At 67.9% G+C, this 20788-nt stretch carries 16 protein-coding genes and 1 tRNA gene; 10 read left to right on the plus strand and 7 right to left on the minus strand.

The annotated features are described in order from the left end of the window. Positions 1-75 precede the first annotated feature (75 nt). The 5 genes from ACWEF6_RS05380 to ACWEF6_RS05400 all read left to right on the plus strand — a co-directional run bounded on the left by ACWEF6_RS05380 (position 76) and on the right by ACWEF6_RS05400 (position 6312). The gene (locus tag ACWEF6_RS05380; RefSeq protein WP_449681770.1) at positions 76-1020 is read left to right on the plus strand and encodes a methionyl-tRNA formyltransferase; all 945 of its coding nucleotides are present in this window, start codon (positions 76-78) and stop codon (positions 1018-1020) included. A 55-nt stretch (positions 1021-1075) separates the two neighbouring features. Next, positions 1076-3166 (plus strand): alpha-galactosidase, encoded by a 2091-nt coding sequence (locus ACWEF6_RS05385; protein WP_449681771.1) that lies wholly within the window; start codon positions 1076-1078, stop codon positions 3164-3166. Between the two features lie 106 nt (positions 3167-3272). Further along, positions 3273-4541 carry an extracellular solute-binding protein gene (locus ACWEF6_RS05390; protein WP_449681772.1) on the plus strand — a complete coding sequence of 423 codons (1269 nt, stop codon included), beginning with the start codon at positions 3273-3275 and terminating at the stop codon, positions 4539-4541. Continuing rightward, a complete protein-coding gene (locus ACWEF6_RS05395; RefSeq protein ID WP_449681773.1) occupies positions 4523-5488 on the plus strand; it encodes a carbohydrate ABC transporter permease in 966 nt (321 codons plus the stop codon). Before ACWEF6_RS05390 ends, ACWEF6_RS05395 begins: the two co-directional genes overlap by 19 nt. Continuing rightward, entirely contained in the window at positions 5485-6312 is an 828-nt protein-coding gene (locus ACWEF6_RS05400) for a carbohydrate ABC transporter permease (RefSeq protein ID WP_449681774.1), read from the plus strand. Before ACWEF6_RS05395 ends, ACWEF6_RS05400 begins: the two co-directional genes overlap by 4 nt. A 762-nt stretch (positions 6313-7074) precedes the next feature. On the opposite strand, the gene ACWEF6_RS05405 is transcribed toward ACWEF6_RS05400, so the two are convergent. Then, on the minus strand, positions 7075-8712 hold the full coding sequence (locus ACWEF6_RS05405) for an ABC-F family ATP-binding cassette domain-containing protein (protein WP_449681775.1): 1638 nt from the start codon (positions 8710-8712) through the stop codon (positions 7075-7077). A 146-nt stretch (positions 8713-8858) separates the two neighbouring features. On the opposite strand from ACWEF6_RS05405, the gene ACWEF6_RS05410 reads away from it, so the two are divergent. The 5 genes from ACWEF6_RS05410 to ACWEF6_RS05430 all read left to right on the plus strand — a co-directional run bounded on the left by ACWEF6_RS05410 (position 8859) and on the right by ACWEF6_RS05430 (position 14418). After that, entirely contained in the window at positions 8859-9770 is a 912-nt protein-coding gene (locus tag ACWEF6_RS05410) for a PaaX family transcriptional regulator (RefSeq protein ID WP_449681776.1), read from the plus strand. A 2-nt stretch (positions 9771-9772) separates the two neighbouring features. Next, positions 9773-10552, plus strand: coding sequence for an enoyl-CoA hydratase/isomerase family protein (locus ACWEF6_RS05415; RefSeq protein WP_449681777.1), 780 nt, complete (start codon positions 9773-9775; stop codon positions 10550-10552). A 160-nt stretch (positions 10553-10712) separates the two neighbouring features. Beyond that, positions 10713-12926 carry a glycosyl hydrolase family 18 protein gene (locus ACWEF6_RS05420; protein ID WP_449681803.1) on the plus strand — a complete coding sequence of 738 codons (2214 nt, stop codon included), beginning with the start codon at positions 10713-10715 and terminating at the stop codon, positions 12924-12926. A gap of 144 nt (positions 12927-13070) precedes the next feature. Further along, positions 13071-14234 carry an alginate lyase family protein gene (locus ACWEF6_RS05425; protein WP_449681778.1) on the plus strand — a complete coding sequence of 388 codons (1164 nt, stop codon included), beginning with the start codon at positions 13071-13073 and terminating at the stop codon, positions 14232-14234. A 110-nt stretch (positions 14235-14344) separates the two neighbouring features. Then, a tRNA-Pro gene (locus ACWEF6_RS05430) sits at positions 14345-14418 on the plus strand. Between the two features lie 638 nt (positions 14419-15056). Here the strand turns inward: ACWEF6_RS05430 and ACWEF6_RS05435 are convergent. From ACWEF6_RS05435 to ACWEF6_RS05460, 6 genes are all read right to left on the minus strand, one after another. Then, complete coding sequence (locus ACWEF6_RS05435; protein WP_449681779.1) at positions 15057-15698, minus strand: hypothetical protein; 642 nt, start codon at positions 15696-15698, stop codon at positions 15057-15059. A gap of 100 nt (positions 15699-15798) precedes the next feature. Further along, on the minus strand, positions 15799-16914 hold the full coding sequence (locus ACWEF6_RS05440; protein ID WP_449681780.1) for a tyrosine-type recombinase/integrase: 1116 nt from the start codon (positions 16912-16914) through the stop codon (positions 15799-15801). Positions 16915-17003: 89 nt separating this feature from the next. Then, entirely contained in the window at positions 17004-17222 is a 219-nt protein-coding gene (locus ACWEF6_RS05445) for a helix-turn-helix transcriptional regulator (RefSeq protein ID WP_326949832.1), read from the minus strand. Between the two features lie 13 nt (positions 17223-17235). After that, the gene (locus ACWEF6_RS05450) at positions 17236-18831 is read right to left on the minus strand and encodes a replication initiator (protein WP_449681781.1); all 1596 of its coding nucleotides are present in this window, start codon (positions 18829-18831) and stop codon (positions 17236-17238) included. After that, positions 18831-19217, minus strand: a complete 387-nt coding sequence (locus ACWEF6_RS05455; protein ID WP_449681782.1) for a hypothetical protein — start codon at positions 19215-19217, stop codon at positions 18831-18833. Before ACWEF6_RS05455 ends, ACWEF6_RS05450 begins: the two co-directional genes overlap by 1 nt. Beyond that, on the minus strand, positions 19214-20767 hold the full coding sequence (locus ACWEF6_RS05460) for an FtsK/SpoIIIE domain-containing protein (protein ID WP_449681783.1): 1554 nt from the start codon (positions 20765-20767) through the stop codon (positions 19214-19216). The genes ACWEF6_RS05455 and ACWEF6_RS05460 overlap by 4 nt, the downstream gene beginning before the upstream one ends. Between the last annotated feature and the right edge of the window lie 21 nt (positions 20768-20788).

Here is a 20788-nt window from a genome sequence, read left to right on the forward strand (position 1 = left end):
TAACCTAACTTAGGCGAGCCTCGCCTAGTACGTTCGTGGTGATGTTCGTCCCCCGACCAAGGAAGGCACTCTCGAATGCGCGTGGCGATGTTCGGCTACCAGACCTGGGGGCACCGGACCCTCCAGGCGCTCATCGACGCCGGCCACGAGGTCGCCGTCGTGGTCACCCACCCGAAGAGCGACCACGCCTACGAGCGGATCTGGGCCGACTCGGTCGCCGACCTGGCCGCGGAGCACGGCATCCGGGTACTGCTGCGCACCCGCCCGGACGACGCCGAACTGCTGACCGAGCTCAAGGCCGCGGACCTCGACCTGATCGTGGCGAACAACTGGCGCACCTGGCTGCCGCCGGAGATCTTCGAGCTGCCGCGGCACGGCACGCTGAACATCCACGACTCGCTGCTGCCGGCGTACGCGGGCTTCTCGCCGCTCATCTGGGCCATGATCAACGGCGAGCCCGAGGTCGGCGTCACCGCCCACATGATGGACGGCGAGCTCGACGCCGGCGACGTCGTGCTGCAGCGCGCGATCCCGGTCGGGCCGTCCGACACCACGACCGACCTCTTCCACCGCACGGTCGACCTCATCGCGCCGATCACCGCCGAAGCCATCTCGCTGATCGAGACCGGGTACACGCCGGTGCCGCAGGACCGGTCGAAGGCGAGCTTCTTCCACAAGCGCGCCAAGCGGGACAGCCTGATCGACTGGACGCTGCCGCCCGCGGACCTCGAGCGGTTCGTGCGCGCGCTGTCGGACCCGTACCCGAACGCTTTCGCCTACCACCGCGGCGAGGAGCTGCGGATCCTCAAGGCGTCGGTGTCGCAGGGCCACTACGGCGGCACGCCGGGCCGCATCTTCATCCGCGAGGGCGACGGCGTGGTGATCGTGGCCGGGCCGGACGCCCGCCGCGGCCGGTCCCCCGGCCTGCTCGTCGAGCGGGTCCGCACCGCCGACGGGACCGAGCTGCCGGCGTCGGAGTACTTCAAGACGATGGGCGGGTACCTCACCGACCGCCCGTGACCGGTGAGCGGGACATCCCTTGGCGGCGGCCGCGCCGGTGAGCAGGATGTCCCGCATGGCCGGGATCAGCGTCCTCGACGGGCACCGCACCTGGGTGCTCACCGGGGAATCGAGCACGTACGCGCTGCGGCTCGACGAGGACGACGTCCCGGCGCACGTGTATTGGGGCCCGGCGCTGACCGACGCCGACGTCGTCGAGCTGACCGGGGAAACGCTGCCCTGGTGGGACGGCTTCAACGACCCGAACGAGGGCCTCGCCGAACTCGCCGCCGACGGCGGGACGCGGTACTGGACACCGGCCCTGCAGGTCCGCTTCGCCGACGGGACACGAGCCCTCGAATGGCGGTTCTCCTCCCACGAAGCCACCGCCGATCACCTGCGGCTGGTTTTCGCCGACCGGCACTACCCGCTGCGGATCACCCTGCACTACCGGCTGCGCGGGGACGTCCTCGAACGCTGGACCGAGCTGAGCGCGGACACCGACGTCGAGGTCGTCCGGGCCGACTCGGCCACCTGGGCGCTGCCGGTCTTCGAGGACTACCGGCTCAGCCACGTGACTGGCCGCTGGGCCGCGGAAACCCAGCTGCAGCGCGGGTTCGCGCCCCACGGCGAAACCGTCTTCGCCAGCCGGCGCGGGATCACCGGGCACCACGCGAATCCCTGGGTGATGGTCGACGACGGCACGGCCACCGAGCGCCACGGCGAGGTCTACGGCGTCGCGCTGGCGTGGAGCGGGTCGTGGCGGCTGACCACCACCCGCTCGTCGACCGGGCGGCTGACGGTGAGCGGCGGCTTCGGCCAGGACGGCGTGGTCCACCGCGTCGGGCCCGGACGGCCGCTGACCACCCCGGTGTCCGCCGGGCTGTACACCGACGGCGGGTTCGGCGCGGCGAGCCGGGCGTGGCACGCCTACGTCCTCGCGCACGTCCTGCCGCACCCGGAGGAACTGCGCCCGGTGCTCTACAACTCGTGGGAGGCCACGGGATTCGACGTCACCGAGGCGGGCCAGCGCGCCCTCGCCGAGCGGGCGGCGGCGCTCGGCGTCGAGCTGTTCGTGATGGACGACGGCTGGTTCGGCGCCCGCACCGGCGACCACGCCGGCCTCGGCGACTGGGAGGTCAACCGCACCCGTTTCCCCGACGGGCTCAAGCCGCTGGTCGACGCCGTGCACGGGCTCGGCATGCGGTTCGGCGTGTGGGTCGAGCCCGAGATGGTCAACCCGGACAGCGACCTCTACCGCACCCACCCGGACTGGGTCCTGCACCACCCGCACCGGCGCCGCTCGGAGCTGCGACGGCAGCTGGTGCTCAACTTCGCCCGCCCGGACGTCGCCGCGTGGGCGCACGAGTGGCTGGACCGGCTCGTCGGCTCGCACGGCATCGACTTCCTCAAGTGGGACATGAACCGGCCGTTCAGCGAAGCGGGCTGGCCGGGCGAACCCGACCAGGACCGGCTGTGGGTGGAGCACACCCACGCGGTGTACGCGCTGCTCGACCGGCTGCGCGCGGACCACCCGGGCCTGCGGATCGAGTCGTGCGCGGGCGGCGGCGGCCGGATCGACCTCGGCGTGCTCGCCCGCACCGACCAGGTCTGGACCTCCGACAACACCGACGCGCTCGACCGGCTGCGGATCCAGCACGGCTACGGGCAGCTCTACCCGGCCCGCGCGATGTCGGCGTGGGTCACCGACAACCCCGGCTTCGTGACGGCCCGGTCAGTGCCGCTGCGGTTCCGGTTCCACGTCGCCATGGCCGGTGTGCTCGGCCTCGGCGGCGACATCGTGCACTGGCCCGCGGACGACCTCGAGCTCGCCCGCGATCTCGTCGCGCGGTACAAGGACATCCGGCCGGTGGTGCAGCACGGCGCGCTGTACCGGCTGCGGCCGCCGGTCGACGACGGCGTCACCGCCCTGCAGTACGTCCACGGCGATCGCACGGTCGTGTTCGCCTACCGGCAGTCCGCGCACTTCAACGCGCCGGAGCGGCCGCTGCGGCTGGGCGGCCTCGACCCGGCCGCGCGGTACCTCGACCCGGATTCGGGCCGGACGCACAGCGGCGCGGTGCTGCTCTCCCACGGGCTCCCGCTGGCGTTGCCGGCCGGCGACTTCGCCAGCACGCTACTCCGACTCGATCGCGTAAAGATCTGATCTTTCTCGGCTTTCTTGCGGTTTCGGGGCCGTCTGACGCTTGACATCGTCGAATACATCCGATCAAATGCGTCATACATCACATATGGTGGAAGGTGGCTTGGACATGAGAAGGTCCCTGGCGCTGGGCGCGGCGGTGCTCCTGGCGGTGAGCGCGTGCTCGGTCGGCTCGAACAGCGGCGGCGGCGACGCGGAGATCACCTTCCTGACGTTCGAGACCCCGAACCTCACGCCGGCCTACTGGGACGCGGCGATCAAGCGCGTCACGGACAAGAACCCGGGCATCAAGGTCAAGAAGCTCGTCGCGCCGACCGCCGACGGGCGGACGTCGTACGCGAAGCAGCTGCTGCAGTCGGGCCAGTTCCCGGACGTGATGATCGCCGTCGACTCGGCCGGCTTCGCCGAAGCGGGCAACCTCTACGCGTGGACGCCCGAGGAGCTGAAGGACTTCCAGTTCCCGCAGGCCAACCCGGTGAACGGCAAGTACTACCAGCTGCCGGCGAACACCCAGACCATCCCGCCGATCTACTACAACAAGAAGATGTTCGCCGACGCGGGCATCGCGGCGCCGCCGAAGACGTGGGACGAACTCGTCGCCGACGCCGGCAAGCTCAAGAAGAAGGGCTTCTCGCCGTTCACCATCGGCGGCGGCAAGGACGGCTTCCCGTCGTCGATGATCCTGTCCGGGCTGGTCAGCACCGAGGTCTACAACACGCTGCCGGACTGGCTCGCCCAGCGGCGTCAGGACAAGGTGGAGTTCGCCGATCCCGTGTTCCAGCACGCGTTCGCGAAGCTCGCCGACCTCGCGGCGAAGGGGTATGTGGACAAGACGAGCGTGTCCCGCGACTACGCGGCGACCGAGCAGGCGTTCCTGGACGGCCAGAGCGCGATGTACCCGATGGGCAACTGGTTCGCCGCCAACGCCGACTCGAAGAAGCACGACTTCGAGGTAGGGGTGTTCAACTTCCCCACCGAGGACGGCAAGCTCGTCGTCCCGGCGTACACCGGCGGCGGGATGATCGTCAACGCCAAGGCCGCGAACCTCGACGCCGCCCGCAAGTTCGCGCTGGGTTTTCAGCTCGACAAGGACCAGCTGGACGCCTCGGTGAAGGCCGACGGCCTGTTCCCGGCGGTCAAGGGCTACACGCCGCCGCCCGGCGTCGGGCCGACGTTCAAGGCCGGCTACGACCTGTACGCGCAGGCGGTGCAGCAGAACGCCGTGGTGCACGCGTTCCGCTGGGAGACCGCCGACGACGGGTTGCTGCCCGGGATGAAGGACAAGGTCGACCAGGCCGCCCAGGACGTCATCACCGGCCGCAAGCCGGTGGCCGACGCGTGCGCGTTCCTGGACACCGAGTGGGCGAAGGCGGGCTGACGTCCTTGACCGCCGTCATTTCCCGCCCGTCCCCGCCCTCGGCTACGGCCCGGCCCCGCCGCCGGCGCCGCCCGGTCCTGCCGCGGCTGGCGCACTTCGCGTCGTTCGGCGCGCCGGGTGTGCTCGTGTACTTGTGTTTCGTGATGGCGCCGATCCTGATCAGCTTCGGCTACAGCCTGACGAACTACAACCCGTTCAACCCCCCGGTGAAGTTCGTCGGTTTCGACAATTACCGCCTGTTGTTCACCGATTCGCAATTCCTCACGGCGCTGCAGGTGACCACGATCCTGACGCTGGTCGTGGTGATCGTGCCCAACGTGCTGGGGTTGGGCGTGGCGTTGCTGCTGGACCGGAAGGGCTGGCTGTACAACGCTTTGCGCAGCGTGTTCTTCACACCGGTGATCCTCAGTTCGGTGGTGGTGTCGATCGTCTGGTCCCGCTTGCTCGACGACCGCGGCCCGCTGAATTCCCTGCTGCGCGCGCTGGGTGTCGCGCACCCGCCGGGCTGGCTGTCCGACCCGGACGTGGCCCTGTATTCGGTGGCGTCGATCGTGTGCTGGCAGATGCTCGGGTTCTGCGTCGTGGTGTATTTGGCGGGTCTCCAGGGCGTGCCGGCGGAACTGCTGGAGGCGGCGGAGATCGACGGCGCGGGGCCGGTACGTCGCTTCCGCGCGGTCACCTGGCCGCTGTTGGCCCCGTCGTTGACGATCAACACGGTGGTGCTGTTGATTTCGGCGTTCAAGACGTACGACTACGTCAAGGTGATCACCAACGGCGGCCCGGGTTCCGGCGCCACGGCAACGATCGCCTTCGACGTCCTGCAGACGGGTTTCGATTCGAACCACGTCGGTTACGCGTCCGCGATGGCCGTGCTGATGCTGGTGATCGTGGCCCTCGTGACGACGGTGGTGCTGAACTTCCTGCGCCGCCGGGAGGTGGACCTGTGACCCGCTCCCGGTCGTTGGTGCGCCCCACGGTGGCCTTGCTCGTCAGCGCGGTGTTCTTCATCCCGTTGTACTTGGTGCTGGCGAACGTGTTCAAGCAGGGCGACCTGATCGCCAAGGAGCCGGCGTCCCTGCCGGTCCCGCCGACGCTGTCGAACATCCACGCGGTCCTGACCCGACCGGACGGCCTGTTCTGGGTCAGCTTGACGAACAGCATCGTGGTGACGGTGCTGTCGATCCTGGTCCTGACGGTGCTGTCGGCCATGCTGGGTCACTACCTGGCCCGCTCGGTCAAGCGCTGGACAAAGGTCCTGACGCTGGTTCTGCTGGCCGGCTTGATGATCCCGCCCCAGGTGATCCTGATCCCGATCACCGACGTCCTGCGCGTGACCCACCTGATGGCGACCCTGCAGGGCTTGATCCTGTTCAACGTCGGGTACTACGTGCCCTTCGGGGTGTTCGTGTTCACGGGTTTCATCCGCGGCGTCCCGGTGGAACTGGAGGAGGCGGCCCGGCTCGACGGAGCAAGCCGCATGCAGGTGTTCTGGCGGGTGGTATTCCCGCTGCTACGCCCGGCCACGGCTTCGGTCTTGATCTTCCTGGGCGTCTGGATCTGGAACGACTTCATCGACCCGCTGATCATCCTCGGCCCCAGCCAGGGCACCACGATCACGACGGGCATCTACCGTTCGATCGGCCAGTACCAGGCGGACCTCGGGAGCGTGTTCGCCCTGATGTTCCTGGCGACGCTGCCGGTGCTGTTTTTTTACCTGACGTTGCAGAAACAGTTCGTCAAGGGCCTGACCGGCGGGGCAACGAAGGGGTGAGCACCGCTCTCGCACGAGAGCACCGCTCACATCCAAGGTGTGACGCCTGCTCACATCCGAGAGCACCGCTCTCGGATGTGAGCGCCGCTCACCATCAAGAGCACCGATCGCCAATGAGGGCCCGGCTCGCACCCCACATCGCACCGCACCGCACCGAGGTCGCGACAACACCGCTCACCAATGAGAGCACCACTCACTCACAAACGCGGGCACAGCTCCGGTTCGAGAACACCGCTCTCGATCCGGCAACGACGGCGCCCTCATTCGAGAGCAGTGCTCTCATTCGAGAGCGGTGCCCACCTTGAAGAGCGATGCTCACCTTAAAGAGCGGTGATCGCCTTAAAGAAAGGAGCGGTGCCCACGGTTGAGAGCGGGGCGTCAACCATCTCCGCAGCAGCCCGATCAGGAGGCGGCGACCCCGAAACCATCTCACGCCACACTCGAGTTCGAGGGCGCTGGCGACACACAACAAGAGCACTGCTCACGTCGAGAGCACCGCTCACAGGTAGGGGCAAAGCGGTACTCACGTTCGAGAGCACTGCTCACACACGACGCAAGAGCACCGCTCAGATTCGAGAGCACTGCTCACGCAACGGCAGGCGCTCTCCTCTATAAGAGAGCACTGCTCACGCGTGAGAGCACTGCTCACGCCCAGCACCGAAGCGGCGCTCCAAAACGAGAGCACCGCTCACCACCGCGACCAGAGCAGTGCCCCGAAGCGAGAGCACTGCTCTCAAACGAGAGCACTAGCAGCGCCGCAGATTACTGCTCGCCGACCTTGCCCTCCTCGACCACCAGCCGGCGCGTCACGTGCACCGCGTCGAGCATGCGGCGGTCGTGTGTCACCAGGAGCAGCGTTCCCGGGTACTTGTCCAGCGCCGCCTCGAGTTGCTCGATGGCGGGGAGGTCCAGGTGGTTGGTCGGCTCGTCCAGGACCAGGAGGTTCACCCCACGGGCTTGCAACAACGCCAGCGCGGCCCGTGTCCGTTCGCCCGGCGAAAGCGTTGCGGCGGATCGAAGCACGTGCGCGGCCTTAAGGCCGTATTTGGCCAGCAGCGTCCGGACCTCGGCGTCGGCGAACTCGGGCACCTCGCGGGCGAACGCCGAAGCCAGCGGCACATCGCCCAGGAACAACCGCCGGGCCTGGTCGACCTCGCCGACCACCACACCCGGACCCAGGGACGCGGCGCCTTCGGACAACGCCACCCGGCCCAGCATTGCCGCCAGGAGCGTGGACTTGCCGGATCCGTTCGCGCCCGTGATGGCGACCTTGTCCGCCCAGTCGATCTGCAGGTCGACCGGGCCGAGGGTGAATCCGCCGCGCTGGACCACCGCGCCCCGCAGCGTTGCGACCACCGCTCCCGCCCGCGGGGCCGCGGCGATCTCCATCCGCAACTCCCACTCCTTGCGCGGCTCCTCGACGACCTCCAGCCGCTCGATCATGCGGTCGGTCTGCCGCGCCTTGGACGCCTGCTTCTCCGTGGCCTCGGTGCGGAACTTGCGCGCCGCCTTGTCGTTGTCGGGCTGCTTCCGGCGGGCGTTCTTCACGCCCTTCTCCATCCACGCCCGCTGCATCCGCCCGCGTGCCTCCAAGGACGCCTTCGTGTCGGCGTACTCCTCGTACTCCTCACGCGCGTGCCGGCGCGCGACCTCGCGCTCCTCCAGGTACGCCTCGTACCCGCCGCCGTAGACGTTCACCTGCTGCTGGGCCAGGTCCAGCTCGACGACGCGGTCGACCGTGCGGGCCAGGAACTCGCGGTCGTGGCTCACCAGCACCGTCGCCGCCCGGAGGCCGGACACGAACTGCTCCAGGCGGGCCAGGCCGTCGAGGTCGAGGTCGTTCGTCGGCTCGTCGAGCAGGAAGACGTCGTAGCGGCTGAGCAGCAGCGACGCCAGCCCCGCGCGGGCCGCCTGGCCGCCCGACAGGGACGTCATCGGCTGGTCCAGGTCCACGGCCAGGCCGAGGTCGGCGGCCACTTCGGCCGCCCGGTCGTCGAGGTCGGCGCCGCCGAGAGCCAGCCAGCGGTCCAGCGCCGCCGCGTACAGGTCGTCCGCGCCCGCCGCGCCGTCGGTGAGGGCCGACGTCGCCGCGTCGAGGTCCGCTTGGGCCGCCGAGACGCCGGTGCGGCGCGCCAGGAAGGCCCGCACCGACTCGCCTTCGCGCCGTTCCGGCTCCTGCGGCAGGTGGCCGACCGTCGCGGTCGGCGGGTTCAGGCGGACTTCACCGCTGTCCGGCTTCGCGAGGCCGGCGAGGGTCCGCAGGAGCGTCGACTTGCCGGCGCCGTTGACCCCGACCAGGCCGACGACGTCGCCGGGGGCCACCACGAGATCGAGGCCGGAAAAGAGGATGCGGTCACCGTGGCCCGCGGCCAGGTCCTTCGCGACGAGAGTTGCGCTCATGAGGTAGCCGAGTCTACGACCTCGTGGTGAACTGTCAGATCAAGGTCAAAACCACCGACAGTGTGTGTCCCGTGGCGCTTTGATCACTCACTGTGGGTACCCTGTTCGGTTGTCAGTCCCCCAGCGCAGTGAGGTCGGTGAACAGCATGGGCGAGCCCGCTCCCCCGGTCACCCTCGGCCGCAGGCCGAAGCCGAGGGAAGGCCGTCCGTCCGCGCCCCGGCCCACGGTGAGCCGGCGGCGCGAGGTCAGTCACGCCAGCGCGCGGTCGCTGCTGATGACCGTCCTCGGCGAGTACGCGCTGCCGCGCGACAAGCCGGTCTGGACGTCGATGCTCGTCGAGGTCCTGGGCATCCTTGACATCGAGGAGAAGTCGGCGCGGCAGGCGCTGGCCCGCTCCGCCGCCGAGGGCTGGGTGGTCTCCGAGCGCGTCGGGCGCCGCGTGCGCTGGTCGCTGACGCCGCCGGGCCGCCGTCTGCTGACCGAGGGCGCCGACCGGATCTACGCGTTCGGCCGCGAGGAACGCCCCTGGAACAGCCAGTGGCTGATGCTGATCGTCTCCGTCCCGGAGGCCAAGCGCGACCTGCGGCACCGGCTGCGCACGCGGCTGACCTGGGCGGGCTTCGGCTCGCCGGTCGCCGGCGTGTGGGTCAGCCCGGACCTGACCCGCCAGCGGGAGGCCCAGCAGATCGTCAACGACCTCGGCCTCGACGCGCAGGCGATGTCGTTCACCGCCGCGTACGGCGAGGTCGGCGAGCAGGAGTCGATGGTCGCCCGTTCCTGGGACCTGACCGAGCTGAAGGACCGCTACGAGGACTTCATCGACCGCTTCACCGGCCTCCACCCGACCGGCGGCCGCGCGGTGCTGCGCGCGCAGACCGAGCTCGTCCACGAGTGGCGGCGGTTCCCCTTCCTCGACCCGCAGCTGCCGGCCGAGCTGCTGCCGGCGAAGTGGAGCGGGACGAAAGCGGCGGAACTGTTCCATCACAAACACGTCGACTGGCGTCCCGAGGCCCAGCAGTATTGGGACGACATCGTCGAAGCCGAAGAAGCAGGGTGAACATGACTCAGCAGGTCCGCCTCGATCGTGACGGCGGGCTCGCCGTCCTGACCGTCGACGCTCCGCCGTTGAACCTCTACACGGCTTCGCTGCAGTCCGAACTCTCCTCGATGATCGGCGAGCTGGAGGCCGCGCCCGCGCGGGCCCTGCTGATCCGCGCCGAAGGCAAGATCGTCAGCGGCGGGGTCGACGTCTCGCTGTTCGACGCCCAGGGCTCGCCCGCCGAGGCGAAGGTCCTCTTCGACGAGATGCTCGCGGTGCCGGACCGGATCGCGGCGCTGCCGTTCCCGACCGTCTTCGCCGCGCACGGCCTGTGCCTGACCTGGGCGTTCGAGGTGGCCGTGGCCTGCGACATCGTCCTCGCCGCCGATCGCGCGAAGTTCGGGCTGGTCGAGAAGGTCGTCGGCCTGACGCCGACCATGGGCGGCACCCAGCGGCTCGCCGCGCGGGCCGGCGTCGGGCGCGCCAAGGAGTTCGTGATGACCGGTGACACCTACGACGCCGCGACGCTGGAGCGTTGGAACGTCGTCAACCGCGTCCTGCCGAGCGAGGGCTTCGACGACGCGGCGCGGGCGTTCGCCCGGCGGCTGGCCGACGGACCGACGCGCGCCCACGCAGCGACCAAGCGCGTCCTCGACCACTTCTCCGCCGGCGGTGTCCCCGAGGCGAACGCGCACATCACCACGATCGCGGCCGAACTGTTCGAGACCGAGGACCTCCGCAACGCCGTGAAGTCGTTCCTCGCCGACGGACCGGGGAAAGCGACCTTCTCCGGGCGTTAACCGTCCGTTCGGACAGCGGTTGCCGCCGTTCGGGCGTGCGCGGTTCCCCTTGCACCGGGTTACATTCGATGTGGTCTAGACCACGTCGTCCCCGCCTCGTGCCGCTTGGAGAACCGCCATGAGACGCACTCCCGCACGACTACGCTCCGCACTCGCCGCCTTGCTCATCGCGCTCGGCGGCACCGCGGCGCTCGCGCCACCCGCCGCCGCAGCCGGTTCGCTCACCGCCACCCTGGCGATGAGCGGCACCACCGGCACGTACACCGTCGCGAACACCGGTACCGCGTCGGTGAGCAACTGGGCGATCACCTTCACGCTGCCCGCCGGGATCACCGCCTCGACCGGCGAAAACGGCACGGTGACCCAGAACGGCACCCAGGTCACGCTGACGCCGGCGTACTACATCGCCACGCTGGCGCCGGGCCGCAACACCTACCCGTACAGCCCGACGTTCCGGCTCAGTGCCGCCGCAACGCCCACGCAGTGCCGCGTCGACAACGCCAACTGCGACGGTTCACCGGACACCCCGCCGGGCGCGCCGGCGAACCTGCGGCTGGTCGCGAAGACGACCAAAACCGTCGCGCTGGCGTGGAACGCTTCCGCGGCCGGCTCCCTCCCGGTGACCGGGTACGACGTCTACCAGGGGGCCTCCCTGGCCGCGTCGGTGACCGGGACGAGCGCCACGATCTCCGGGCTCACCCCGGGCACCGCGTATTCGTTCACGGTGAAAGCCAAGGACGCCAAGGGGAACACGTCCCCGGCGAGCGCGCCGCTGGCCGTGACGACGAACAACCCGGCCGACGACACGCAAGCGCCGTCCACGCCGAGCGGGGTGCGCTCGACGGCCGCCGACTCCGGAAGCATCTCCCTGGCCTGGACGGCGTCGACGGACAACACCGGCGTGGTCAGCTACGACGTCTACCGCGGTTCTGCGTTGGCCACGACGGTGACCACCACGGCGGCCGTCGTGACCGGGCTGGCACCGTCCACTTCGTACACGTTCACCGTCCGCGCTCGCGACGGCTACGACAACGTGTCGGCGCCGAGTGCCGCGGTGACCGCCCGGACCGGCGACATCGTCTCGGGTTATGCGAAGGTCGGGTACTTCGTGCAGTGGGGCATCTACGGGCGCCAGTACTTCGTGAAGAACCTGGAAACTTCGGGCGCGGCTTCGAAGCTGACGCACCTGCTGTACGCGTTCGAGAACATCGATCCGGTGAACCTGACCTGCCTGTCCGGGGTCACGAAGGGCACGACGGCCAATCCGCAGGACCCCAACCAGGGTGACGGCGCCGGTGACGCCGAGGCCGACTACTCGCGGCCGTTCGCGGCGGCGCAGTCCGTCGACGGCGTGGCCGACACCGGCTGGGAGTCGCTGCGCGGCAACTTCAACCAGCTCAAGAAGCTCAAGGCGAAGCACCCGAACCTGAAGGTGCTGGTTTCGCTCGGCGGCTGGACGTATTCGAAGTACTTCTCGGACGTCGCGGCCACCGACGCGTCGCGCAAGAAGTTCGTCTCGTCCTGTGTGGACACCTGGCTCAAGGGCAACATCGCGCCCTACGGCGGCGCGGGCGGGCCGGGCACCGCGGCGGGCATCTTCGACGGCATCGACGTCGACTGGGAATGGCCCGGCAGCGCCGACGGTCACCCCGGGAACCACTGGAGCCCGAACGACAAAGCGAATCTGACCGCGTTGCTGGCGGAATTCCGCACGCAGATGGACGCCTACGGCGCGACCACCGGCAAGCGGTACCAGCTGCACGCGTTCACGCCGGCCGACCCGGCGAAGGTCGCTTCGGGCTGGGACGTTTCCAAGATCTTCAATTACCTGGATGTCGCGAACGTGCAGGGTTACGACTTCCACGGGTCGGGCAGCGACAATTCGTGGGAGCCGAACCGCACCGGCCACCAGGGCAACCTGTACGCCGACGCGGACGACCCGTACAACTTCCACTTCAGTGCGGAAAGCGCGATCAATGCGTACACGAACGCGGGGGTCGATCCGCGGCGGCTGACGCTCGGCCTGGCCTTCTACGGCCGCGGCTGGCAGGGCGTCGCCGACGGCGGCAAGAGCGGCGAGTGGCAGTCCGCGACCGGCGCGGCGCCGGGCCAGTTCGCCGAGGAAGCGGGCACCCGCGGGTACGCAAACCTGGTGGCGAGCGTGCCGGGCTGCACGGTCCACCACGACACGGCCGCCGTCGCGACGTCGTGCTACACGGGCAACGGCGGGCAGTGGTGGACGTTCGACGACGCCTGGTCGATCGGGCTGAAGACGACGTGGCTCAAGTCGCGCGGGCTGCTCGGCGTGATGGCGTGGGAGATGTCGGGCGACACCGGCGCGTTGCTGAACGCGGTGAGCGCCGGGCTCGGCTGAGGTTCCGTTCAGCCCGCTGAACACTCCTGTTCAGCGGGCTGAACACTTTCTTTGGGACACAAAGAAAAGCTTGACCCGCGGTGGTCTGGACCATGACACTGAGCCGGCGCGCGCCCCCAAGACACCGTCGTCTCGAGGAGAGCCATGTCCCGCTTTCGCAAGGTCCTCGCGCTGGTCCCCCTGCTCCTGGGGGTGCTGGCCACCCCGGCTCCGGCCGCCCCGGCGGCGTTCACCCATCCGGGCGTGCTGGTGAGCCGTCCGCAGCTGGACTTCGTCAAGGCCAAGGTGAACGCCGGCGCCCAGCCGTGGAAGGCGGCGTACGACCAGGCTCGGGCCAGCTCGTACGCCTCGCTCTCGCGGACTCCGAAACCGCGCGCGGTGGTCGAATGCGGTTCGTATTCCAACCCGAACTACGGCTGCACGGACGAACGCGAAGACGCGATCGCGGCGTACACGGACGCGCTGATCTGGTACATCACGGGCGACGCGCGGTACGCGCAGAAGTCGATCGCGCTGATGGACGCGTGGTCGGCGGTGATCACGAGCCACACGAACAGCAACGCCCCGCTGCAGACGGGCTGGGCGGGCTCGTCGTGGCCGCGCGCGGCGGAGATCATCAAGTACACGTATTCGAGCTGGCCGAATGCGGGCCGGTTCGCGACGATGCTGCGCAACGTGTACCTGAACAAGGTGATCAACGGCAGCAACAGTAACGGGAACTGGGAACTGTCCATGATGGAGGCCGCGGTCGGCATCTCGGTGTTCCTGGAGGACAAGGCGAGTTACGACAAGGCGGTGACCCGCTACCGCAACCGCGTCGCGGCTTACGTGTATTTGTCGTCCGACGGCGCGCTCCCGAAGACCGTCCCGGGCAGCGGGCTGTCTTCGCGCGACCAGATCGTCGGCTACTGGCAGGGCCAGTCGACGTTCGTGGACGGCCTGACCCAGGAAACCTGCCGCGATTTCACCCACACGGGCTACGGAATAGCGGCGATCGCGGACGTGGCGGAAACGCTCCGCATCCAGGGCGAGGACGTCTACCCGACGGAGATCGGCACGCGCCTGCGCCAGGCCCTGGGCTTCCAGGCGAAGTACCAGCTGGGCGCGGCGGTGCCGTCCTGGTTGTGTTCGGGACACCTGAACCTCGGCCTCGGCCCGGTGACGGAGGTGGGCTTCAACGCGCTGAACACGCGCTTGGGCATCGCGATGACGAACACGCAGACGTTGACCGAGCGCCAGCGCCCGGCGGGCTCGAACGGCCTGTTCGTGGCGTGGCAGACCCTGACCCACGCCGCCAACCCGGCGTGACCCGGTCGCCCTGACCTGTTTCCCCAGGTCAGGGCGACTACCGACCCTGCTTGCGGGGCCGTTCGGAGGGCACGCTAGAGTACTTCTCACGCACTCAGGGAGTGCGAGTCCGGGCTGTGGCGCAGTTTGGTAGCGCACTTGACTGGGGGTCAAGGGGTCGCAGGTTCAAATCCTGTCAGCCCGACGGACGCAGAAGCCGCTTGACTTGGGTGAAAGCCCAGGTCAGGCGGTTTTTTGGCGCACAGACTTGAAGCTTCGTGAATCCCCGCAGCCAAAGCTTCGGGGACCACGTGGGGACCAGATGCCGACCGCGACGCACTCTAACTAGAAGCGGGCCGATGCTTCGGACTACACCTCGTGCCGCCACAGGAGCATCCCACGTACCGAAGGTGCCAGCGACGATCATGACGGCCTCAGCAGGACCCGATGCCTAGGAACTACACCCTCGTAAAGACCACCAATTACTTGCTTTTTTTCCTTAAATACCTCATACGCCTCACCGGTAGACCAGAAATGAACTAATATACTTGATATATGCTCGGCATTTGATATTGGGGAGCCCTTTTCGATGTATAATTCTGCAATATTCTCTTCGGAGAGGTAGCTAAATCCATCACTCCCTGGGGCGCCGCAAGAAATAAGCAAGATGTCGACTCCTGGCTGATCGTGCGACTTGACCAGGCGAAGCAACTCGCGCTCAACGTCATCGACCGTAATTATAGTCGGATAACTCACAGTTAATTCAAACCCTCGAGCAGCGAAGAACGCAGTCTCGGGGACTGCGCCTAGCATCTGCGATGCGTGGATTTTGGCTAGACCCGCCTACTCATCCACAACATTAGTGAGATCCAGACGTTCACCTCTGCTTCCCGGAACCGGAGCAGCTTGCGAGAAGCTGAAGTTGTTCAGCGCCTCAAGCAGTCGTTCAATACTCGGATAGTCATTGCGCCTAAACGGCTTCACCGCCTGACCGCTCTCGTCATGAAACTGCACGGTAACCATGAGACCGCGCAGAGCCGAGAAGGCGTCCAAAGGTTGTGCCAGGATCGCTTCCCGAACAGCCATGAAGAGTGCGTTGACCTCTCGCCTGCCAGGCGTATTGAGGAGAGTGCATTCAACGCCAACTTGTCGCCCTGCAATCATCGCCACAAAGTCTGGCGGATCAGAGCCGACCCCTATGGAGTCCAGGAACGGCAGCCCTGAAAAGAAGCGATGATCGGTATCAAACTTGTTCAACTGAAGTAATTCGACGAAATTCTTAGGCAAACGCGCTGGCATCGGAAAGAAGGATGAAGGAACTTCTTGAATTAAAAGATTTGCATCGACCCCGCCGCTCTTCCCAATAAAGGACGTCCTGAGAGGCGTTCCCCAGGGGGACATCTGAACGCTTATCGCATTAATAGCGAATTCAGACGGGATATACGCATAGTCAAGACTTATGACGACTGAATCGGATTCCTCCATCTTTACACAGTAGGTCAACCACCCTCAATCGTGTCAACTCATTTACCAAAACGAGACGACCCTTAGACCCGACTGCATCCCTTGAAGCTATGCATCTTCACTAGACGGCCCGGAACTGGCCGCCCTCTACTTTCGGCGACCTCAGGTGTCTCGTAAGAAGCTCACCAGCCGCGGTAACCGAACGTCGATCTGGATGCAGATAACGTTGAGTTGTCGACAATGAGCCATGGCCAGCGATCTTTCGAAGGTGATGCACTGGTACCCCCGCATCTGCCATCCAGGTCAGGCCCGTATGCCGTAAGTCGTGCCGCCTCAGGTGATCGTGCCCGAGGTTCGCCACCACTTCGTCCCATACGGTCGCATCCCGAAGTACCGCTGTCGTGATCCGACCCCCACGAGGCCCCTTGAAAAGCCGGTCTTCCGGCTCATTGCCAGCGAGCGCTATGCGTCGCTGAACCAACTCTCGGATGTCCTCGATCAGCGGGACCGTCCGAGCCCTCTTCCCCTTCGTCCCCTTGTCCACCAGCCCGCCAGGTGACGGCGTCGTCTGCCGGCGAACCGTCCAAGTCCACGACGAGGTGTCGATGTCCCCCACCCGGCAGCCCGAGACTTCCCCAATCCGGGCCGCCGTACAAGCAGCGAACAGAACCACGTCACCCCAACCCCGGTACTCCCCCGACGACCGCGCCACCAGGGCGTCCGCCAGCGTCGTGAGCGAGACCCAGTCAGGCAGCGCCAACGACCGCGGATCGTCCAACTCATCCTCGGCGCGCTTGTACTCCTGCTGCCAGCCGGTCACCCGAGCCGGATTCCGGTCGATGATGCCGTCCCGAAGGGCCTGCTCCATCACCCTGACCAGCACCGCGATGCTGTTCTTCACCGTCGACCGGCTGCACTCATCCGCGATCCAGGCATGCACAGCCCGATCGACGGCCCCGTTCGTGATCATGCTGACCGGCAGGTGCCCAAGCGTCGGGATGACCCGCTTCCGCCAGCCGGCCAAGTACGGATCGGTGGTCTTGGCCTCCAGCCCCCGCAGGGCGAACGTCATGTTCGTCGTCCCGTAGTCGGCCAGCTTCATCGTCGCCGTGTTCGGGTCGATGCCCTGAGCGGCGGCACGCTCCATCCGGGTAATCCAGTCGCGAGCCTCATCCTCGGACGCGAACGCCTCCGACTTGCTCGGACGCCTCTTCGTCACTGGGTCGATCCACCGCACCCGAGCGCGGTACGGACTCGGCCGCCCAGGCCGGTACTCGACATCAGACGACAACGAGACGCCGAGCGGCAGACGCACATCACCAGCCATCACGCAGCCGCCTGACCTGGATCAACGCGCCTACTCCGTAGCCACGCTTCGATGTCCGACGCGCTGTACACTGTCACCCGCTCGGAGAGCTGAACGAAGGGCGGTCCCTGCGGCGGCCGGGACGTTCGCCACCTCCGCACCGTCGACGGATCAACGCCGAGCAGGGCACCCAACTCCTCAGTCGTGAGCCACCGCCCATCCACCAGTCGCAGTTCCATGTCCACTCCCCTCTTAGGCCGCGAGCTCAGTTGCCGAAGTTTCTGGAGGTCTCTCCCCCGCCAGCAGCGCCCGGTCGTACTCGGCCTTCCACGTGATCCGCTCCGCGATCGCGCGCATCACCAGGTGCGGCCGAGGCGGGACCTGCGGGTCTCCGGGCTCAACCTTGCGCCAGACCTGCTGTGATCGGTCGGCCTCCGGCTTCTCGATCCCGACCGCCGCGAGCGCCTGGAGCACGAACGCCCGCCGGGCGGCTTTGTGATCGACGAGCGTCTTGCCCGACCACTTCCGCGACACCAGGACACGGCGGCCGGGCAGCCCGAGCGTGGTCCGGCGGTGAGCCCGACCCTTGCAGTGCCCCGGGGTGGTCTTGCCCGTGACGCCCGCGGGCTGAACGCCGTAAAGCAGCCAGACCGCGCAGCGCGGCGAACACGGCGTCACCGACAGCTCCGCGTGAAGCCGGTCGTGATGATCGGCCTGGGCAGCGCTGTCCGCCTCGACCACTTCCCCGGTGGACTTCGTCAGATACTTGGTCAGGTAGCCGATGTGGCGGCCGGCTTCTTCGGTGCCGCCGAGGATGCCCTTCGAGTGCACCTGCCGCCCGAACGTGACGACGTGCGCCGGGTGCTCGACGGCCTCCACCGCGTCGTCCCACCGGGTCAGCGGCCGACGCGTCTCCGGGTCGACGAAGCCAGCCTCCGGACCATCCCAGACCGGCAGGCGATCGGTGTAGAGGATCTCGTCGTGCGTCGGCCACCAGACCTGATGGTAGGTGGCTTCGGTGACCTGGCGGATCACGTCGTGCGGCACCGAGCCCCGGATAGCGGCGTGCAGGTGCGGCGCGGCCCGGCGCTGCGGCTCGACGGTGGCGAAGTACTGCGCATCCCAGCCGACAACCCGCCGCAGGTTCTGCCACCACCGGTCCACCAGCGCGGAGAAGTGCACCGCGTCCCGGGCGGCCCGCCGGTAGTCGTACCGGGATGGGTCGACCGGAGCACCGTCACCGCGGACTGGCCCGTAGGTGTCGCAGGTCAGCGTCACGAACATCGACGGCCGGAACTTCCCCGCGTACTCCCGGCCCACAGTGGTCTTTGCGACCTTTCGCCGAGGGAGGTTCGGCGTGTCCTGCCTACGCTTGGTCGACCGCTTCACCGCCCTCTTGGCCGAGACATCAAGGGCGGGCAGTCGGCCCCGCATCCCGAGTTGCCGAAGTTCCGCATCAACCCCGGCGACCTCCTCCCGCAGCTCCTCGGCCTCCGCCTGGTCGTGCTCGACCACCTCCCGATACGCCGCCACCAAGTCCGCCCGGTACGTCAGTAGCTCCTTGTGGTCCTCCGACGGAGGAGCAGGGGTGAGGCTCGGTTCTTCGGTCATGTGCCAGCCTTCGCGGCATTGGACCTGCCGAAGAGACTTTGCCTTCCTGGCGCAGGGCAGACAGACCGACTCGATAGTGGCCCCGCAGGGCACCGGGACGTACCGAAGTTCGCCAGTCGTGGTGTCCCCGACCTCCATCGTGAACGGCCGGACACAGACCCCGTGCTTCTCCGCCGTCGCCCGGATGACATCAGCAGCCAGCGGTGTCCGCATCCGCTCTGCACGTGTCTCACCCATCAGGCCGCCACCTCCCCCGGCGAGGACCAACCCCGCAGAAGGAACACCGGCATGTCCTGCTTCGCTCCGGCCGGGAGATCCGGGAACGTGCTCGGCTCAAACCGCACCAAGCCGAACACCACGACGGGGATGCCGCACGGCGTCCGGCCGGTGATCGACAGGTGCACCTGCGTCCCGTCGACCAGCCGCCACAGCCGAGCCGAGACGTCCTCGAGCGTCTGCGTCCACACCAGCAACGCGCGCGCGACCTCCGGCAGCCCGTCCACGTCGAGCTGAACGGTGATCGGGCTGGACCAGGCGTTGACGTCGACCGACGCGGCTGGCGGCAGCTGGTGGGAGTCCAGGTGGTCACGGATGGCGTCGAGGAAGATCATCAGACGGTTCACGCGGCCACCCCCTCACCGCCGTGTCGCAGATCTGCGACACCACCGTTGGTCACGTACGCCTCCAGCGCCTTGACCGTGCTGTCGGAGACCCAGCCTGCGCGGATGCGCAGAGGTTCGCGGATGCCTTCGCCCCAGACGTACCCGACGCCGGCCTCCGAGTCGCCGATGCGGTTCGCCCACGCACCGCGTTCGTAGGCGCCGTCGCCGAGGACCATCCCGACGTGCGTCTTCGAGGTGACGCGCAGGCACACCCGCCGGGTGAACAGCTCCCGCACCGGGACGGTGTCCTTAGTGGGCTCCTGGACGTAGCCACGGACCGAGATCCCTAGTGCCCGGCCTTGGGTGGTGAGCAGCGCAACGCGCTCCACAATGGCCTCACGGGTCTTGCGGTCGGTGTACTTCGTCAGCGCGCCGATCTCGTCGAACTCCAACAGCTCCAACGGATACTCCGCCGACACCGGAATAGTCCGGAGCCGACCGGCGAACGCGCGCTTGCGCGATTCCATCTCCTCCGCCAGGCCGTCGAGCAGCTCGACCGCGTCCTTGCCACCCACCGCGTAACGGGCGAAGATCCCGCGCCCATACGCGAGTTCCATGCCCTTCGGGTCGATCCCGGACATCCGTACTACCCCAGCCCGGATCGCCGACGCGGCCGCGACGAGAGGGCACCACATCACCGAGTTCTTGCCCGCCCCGGAGGCACCGGCTGTCAGGCAGTGCGCGCCGGAGCCCAGCAGCGGGACGCGCCAGTCCCGCCCGTACTCGGTCCGCCCCGCCCAGACGTTGCGCAGATCCACACCGGATGAGTCGACGCCGTCGGGAACCTGCGGGCCGGCCACCCCGCCACCGAGCAGGTCACGGCGCTGAAAGTCGATCGACACAACGTTGGGGGCCAGCTCACGAACCTGGCAGCGAGCAACCTTCCGCGCAACAGCCAGCGCCCGGGCAGCCTCATCGAAGTCCTCCGGCTTCTGGCCCGCCACCAGCTCCACTCGCACCTCATCCCACGAAGCACCGGAACGGACACCGAGCACCTTCGGCAGCCGCGCGTTCAGCCGGTTCGACGTCGACCGGGACAGCGCACGTCGACGGCCGACGAGGTTCACGTTCACCACGACCGGCAGCGCCTCGTCCCGCACCGACAGACCGCAGGCGTGCAGCCACTCCGGCAGCTTCCGCCCGTAGACCACCCACCGGGCCCACCACGAACGCAGGAACCGCCAGCACCACTGGTCGAAGGAGACGGCGTCGATCAACCACCAGGTCGTGAGGGCCATTGCGACTCCGCCCAATACCAGCGCGAGCGACAGCCAGCCCAGCAGTTCGCACCAGGCGTAGACCGCGACCACGGCGAGGCTGGTCCGCCACCGCGTCACCACCTGCGCAAGCATCCAGACCACGGCCTTGCACAGCCACCACAAAGCCACGAACACCACGGCCGCCGCAGCCAGACCTTCGACCACCGAAGCCAGAGCGCGACCGATCTTGTGCAGCACCCACACACCGAGCCCCAGCCCGGCCAGGGCCACTACCGCGAAGCCGGGAGACATCACCGACCACCCCGCTTCACG

It is taken from the genome of Amycolatopsis sp. NPDC004772 (assembly GCF_053601215.1).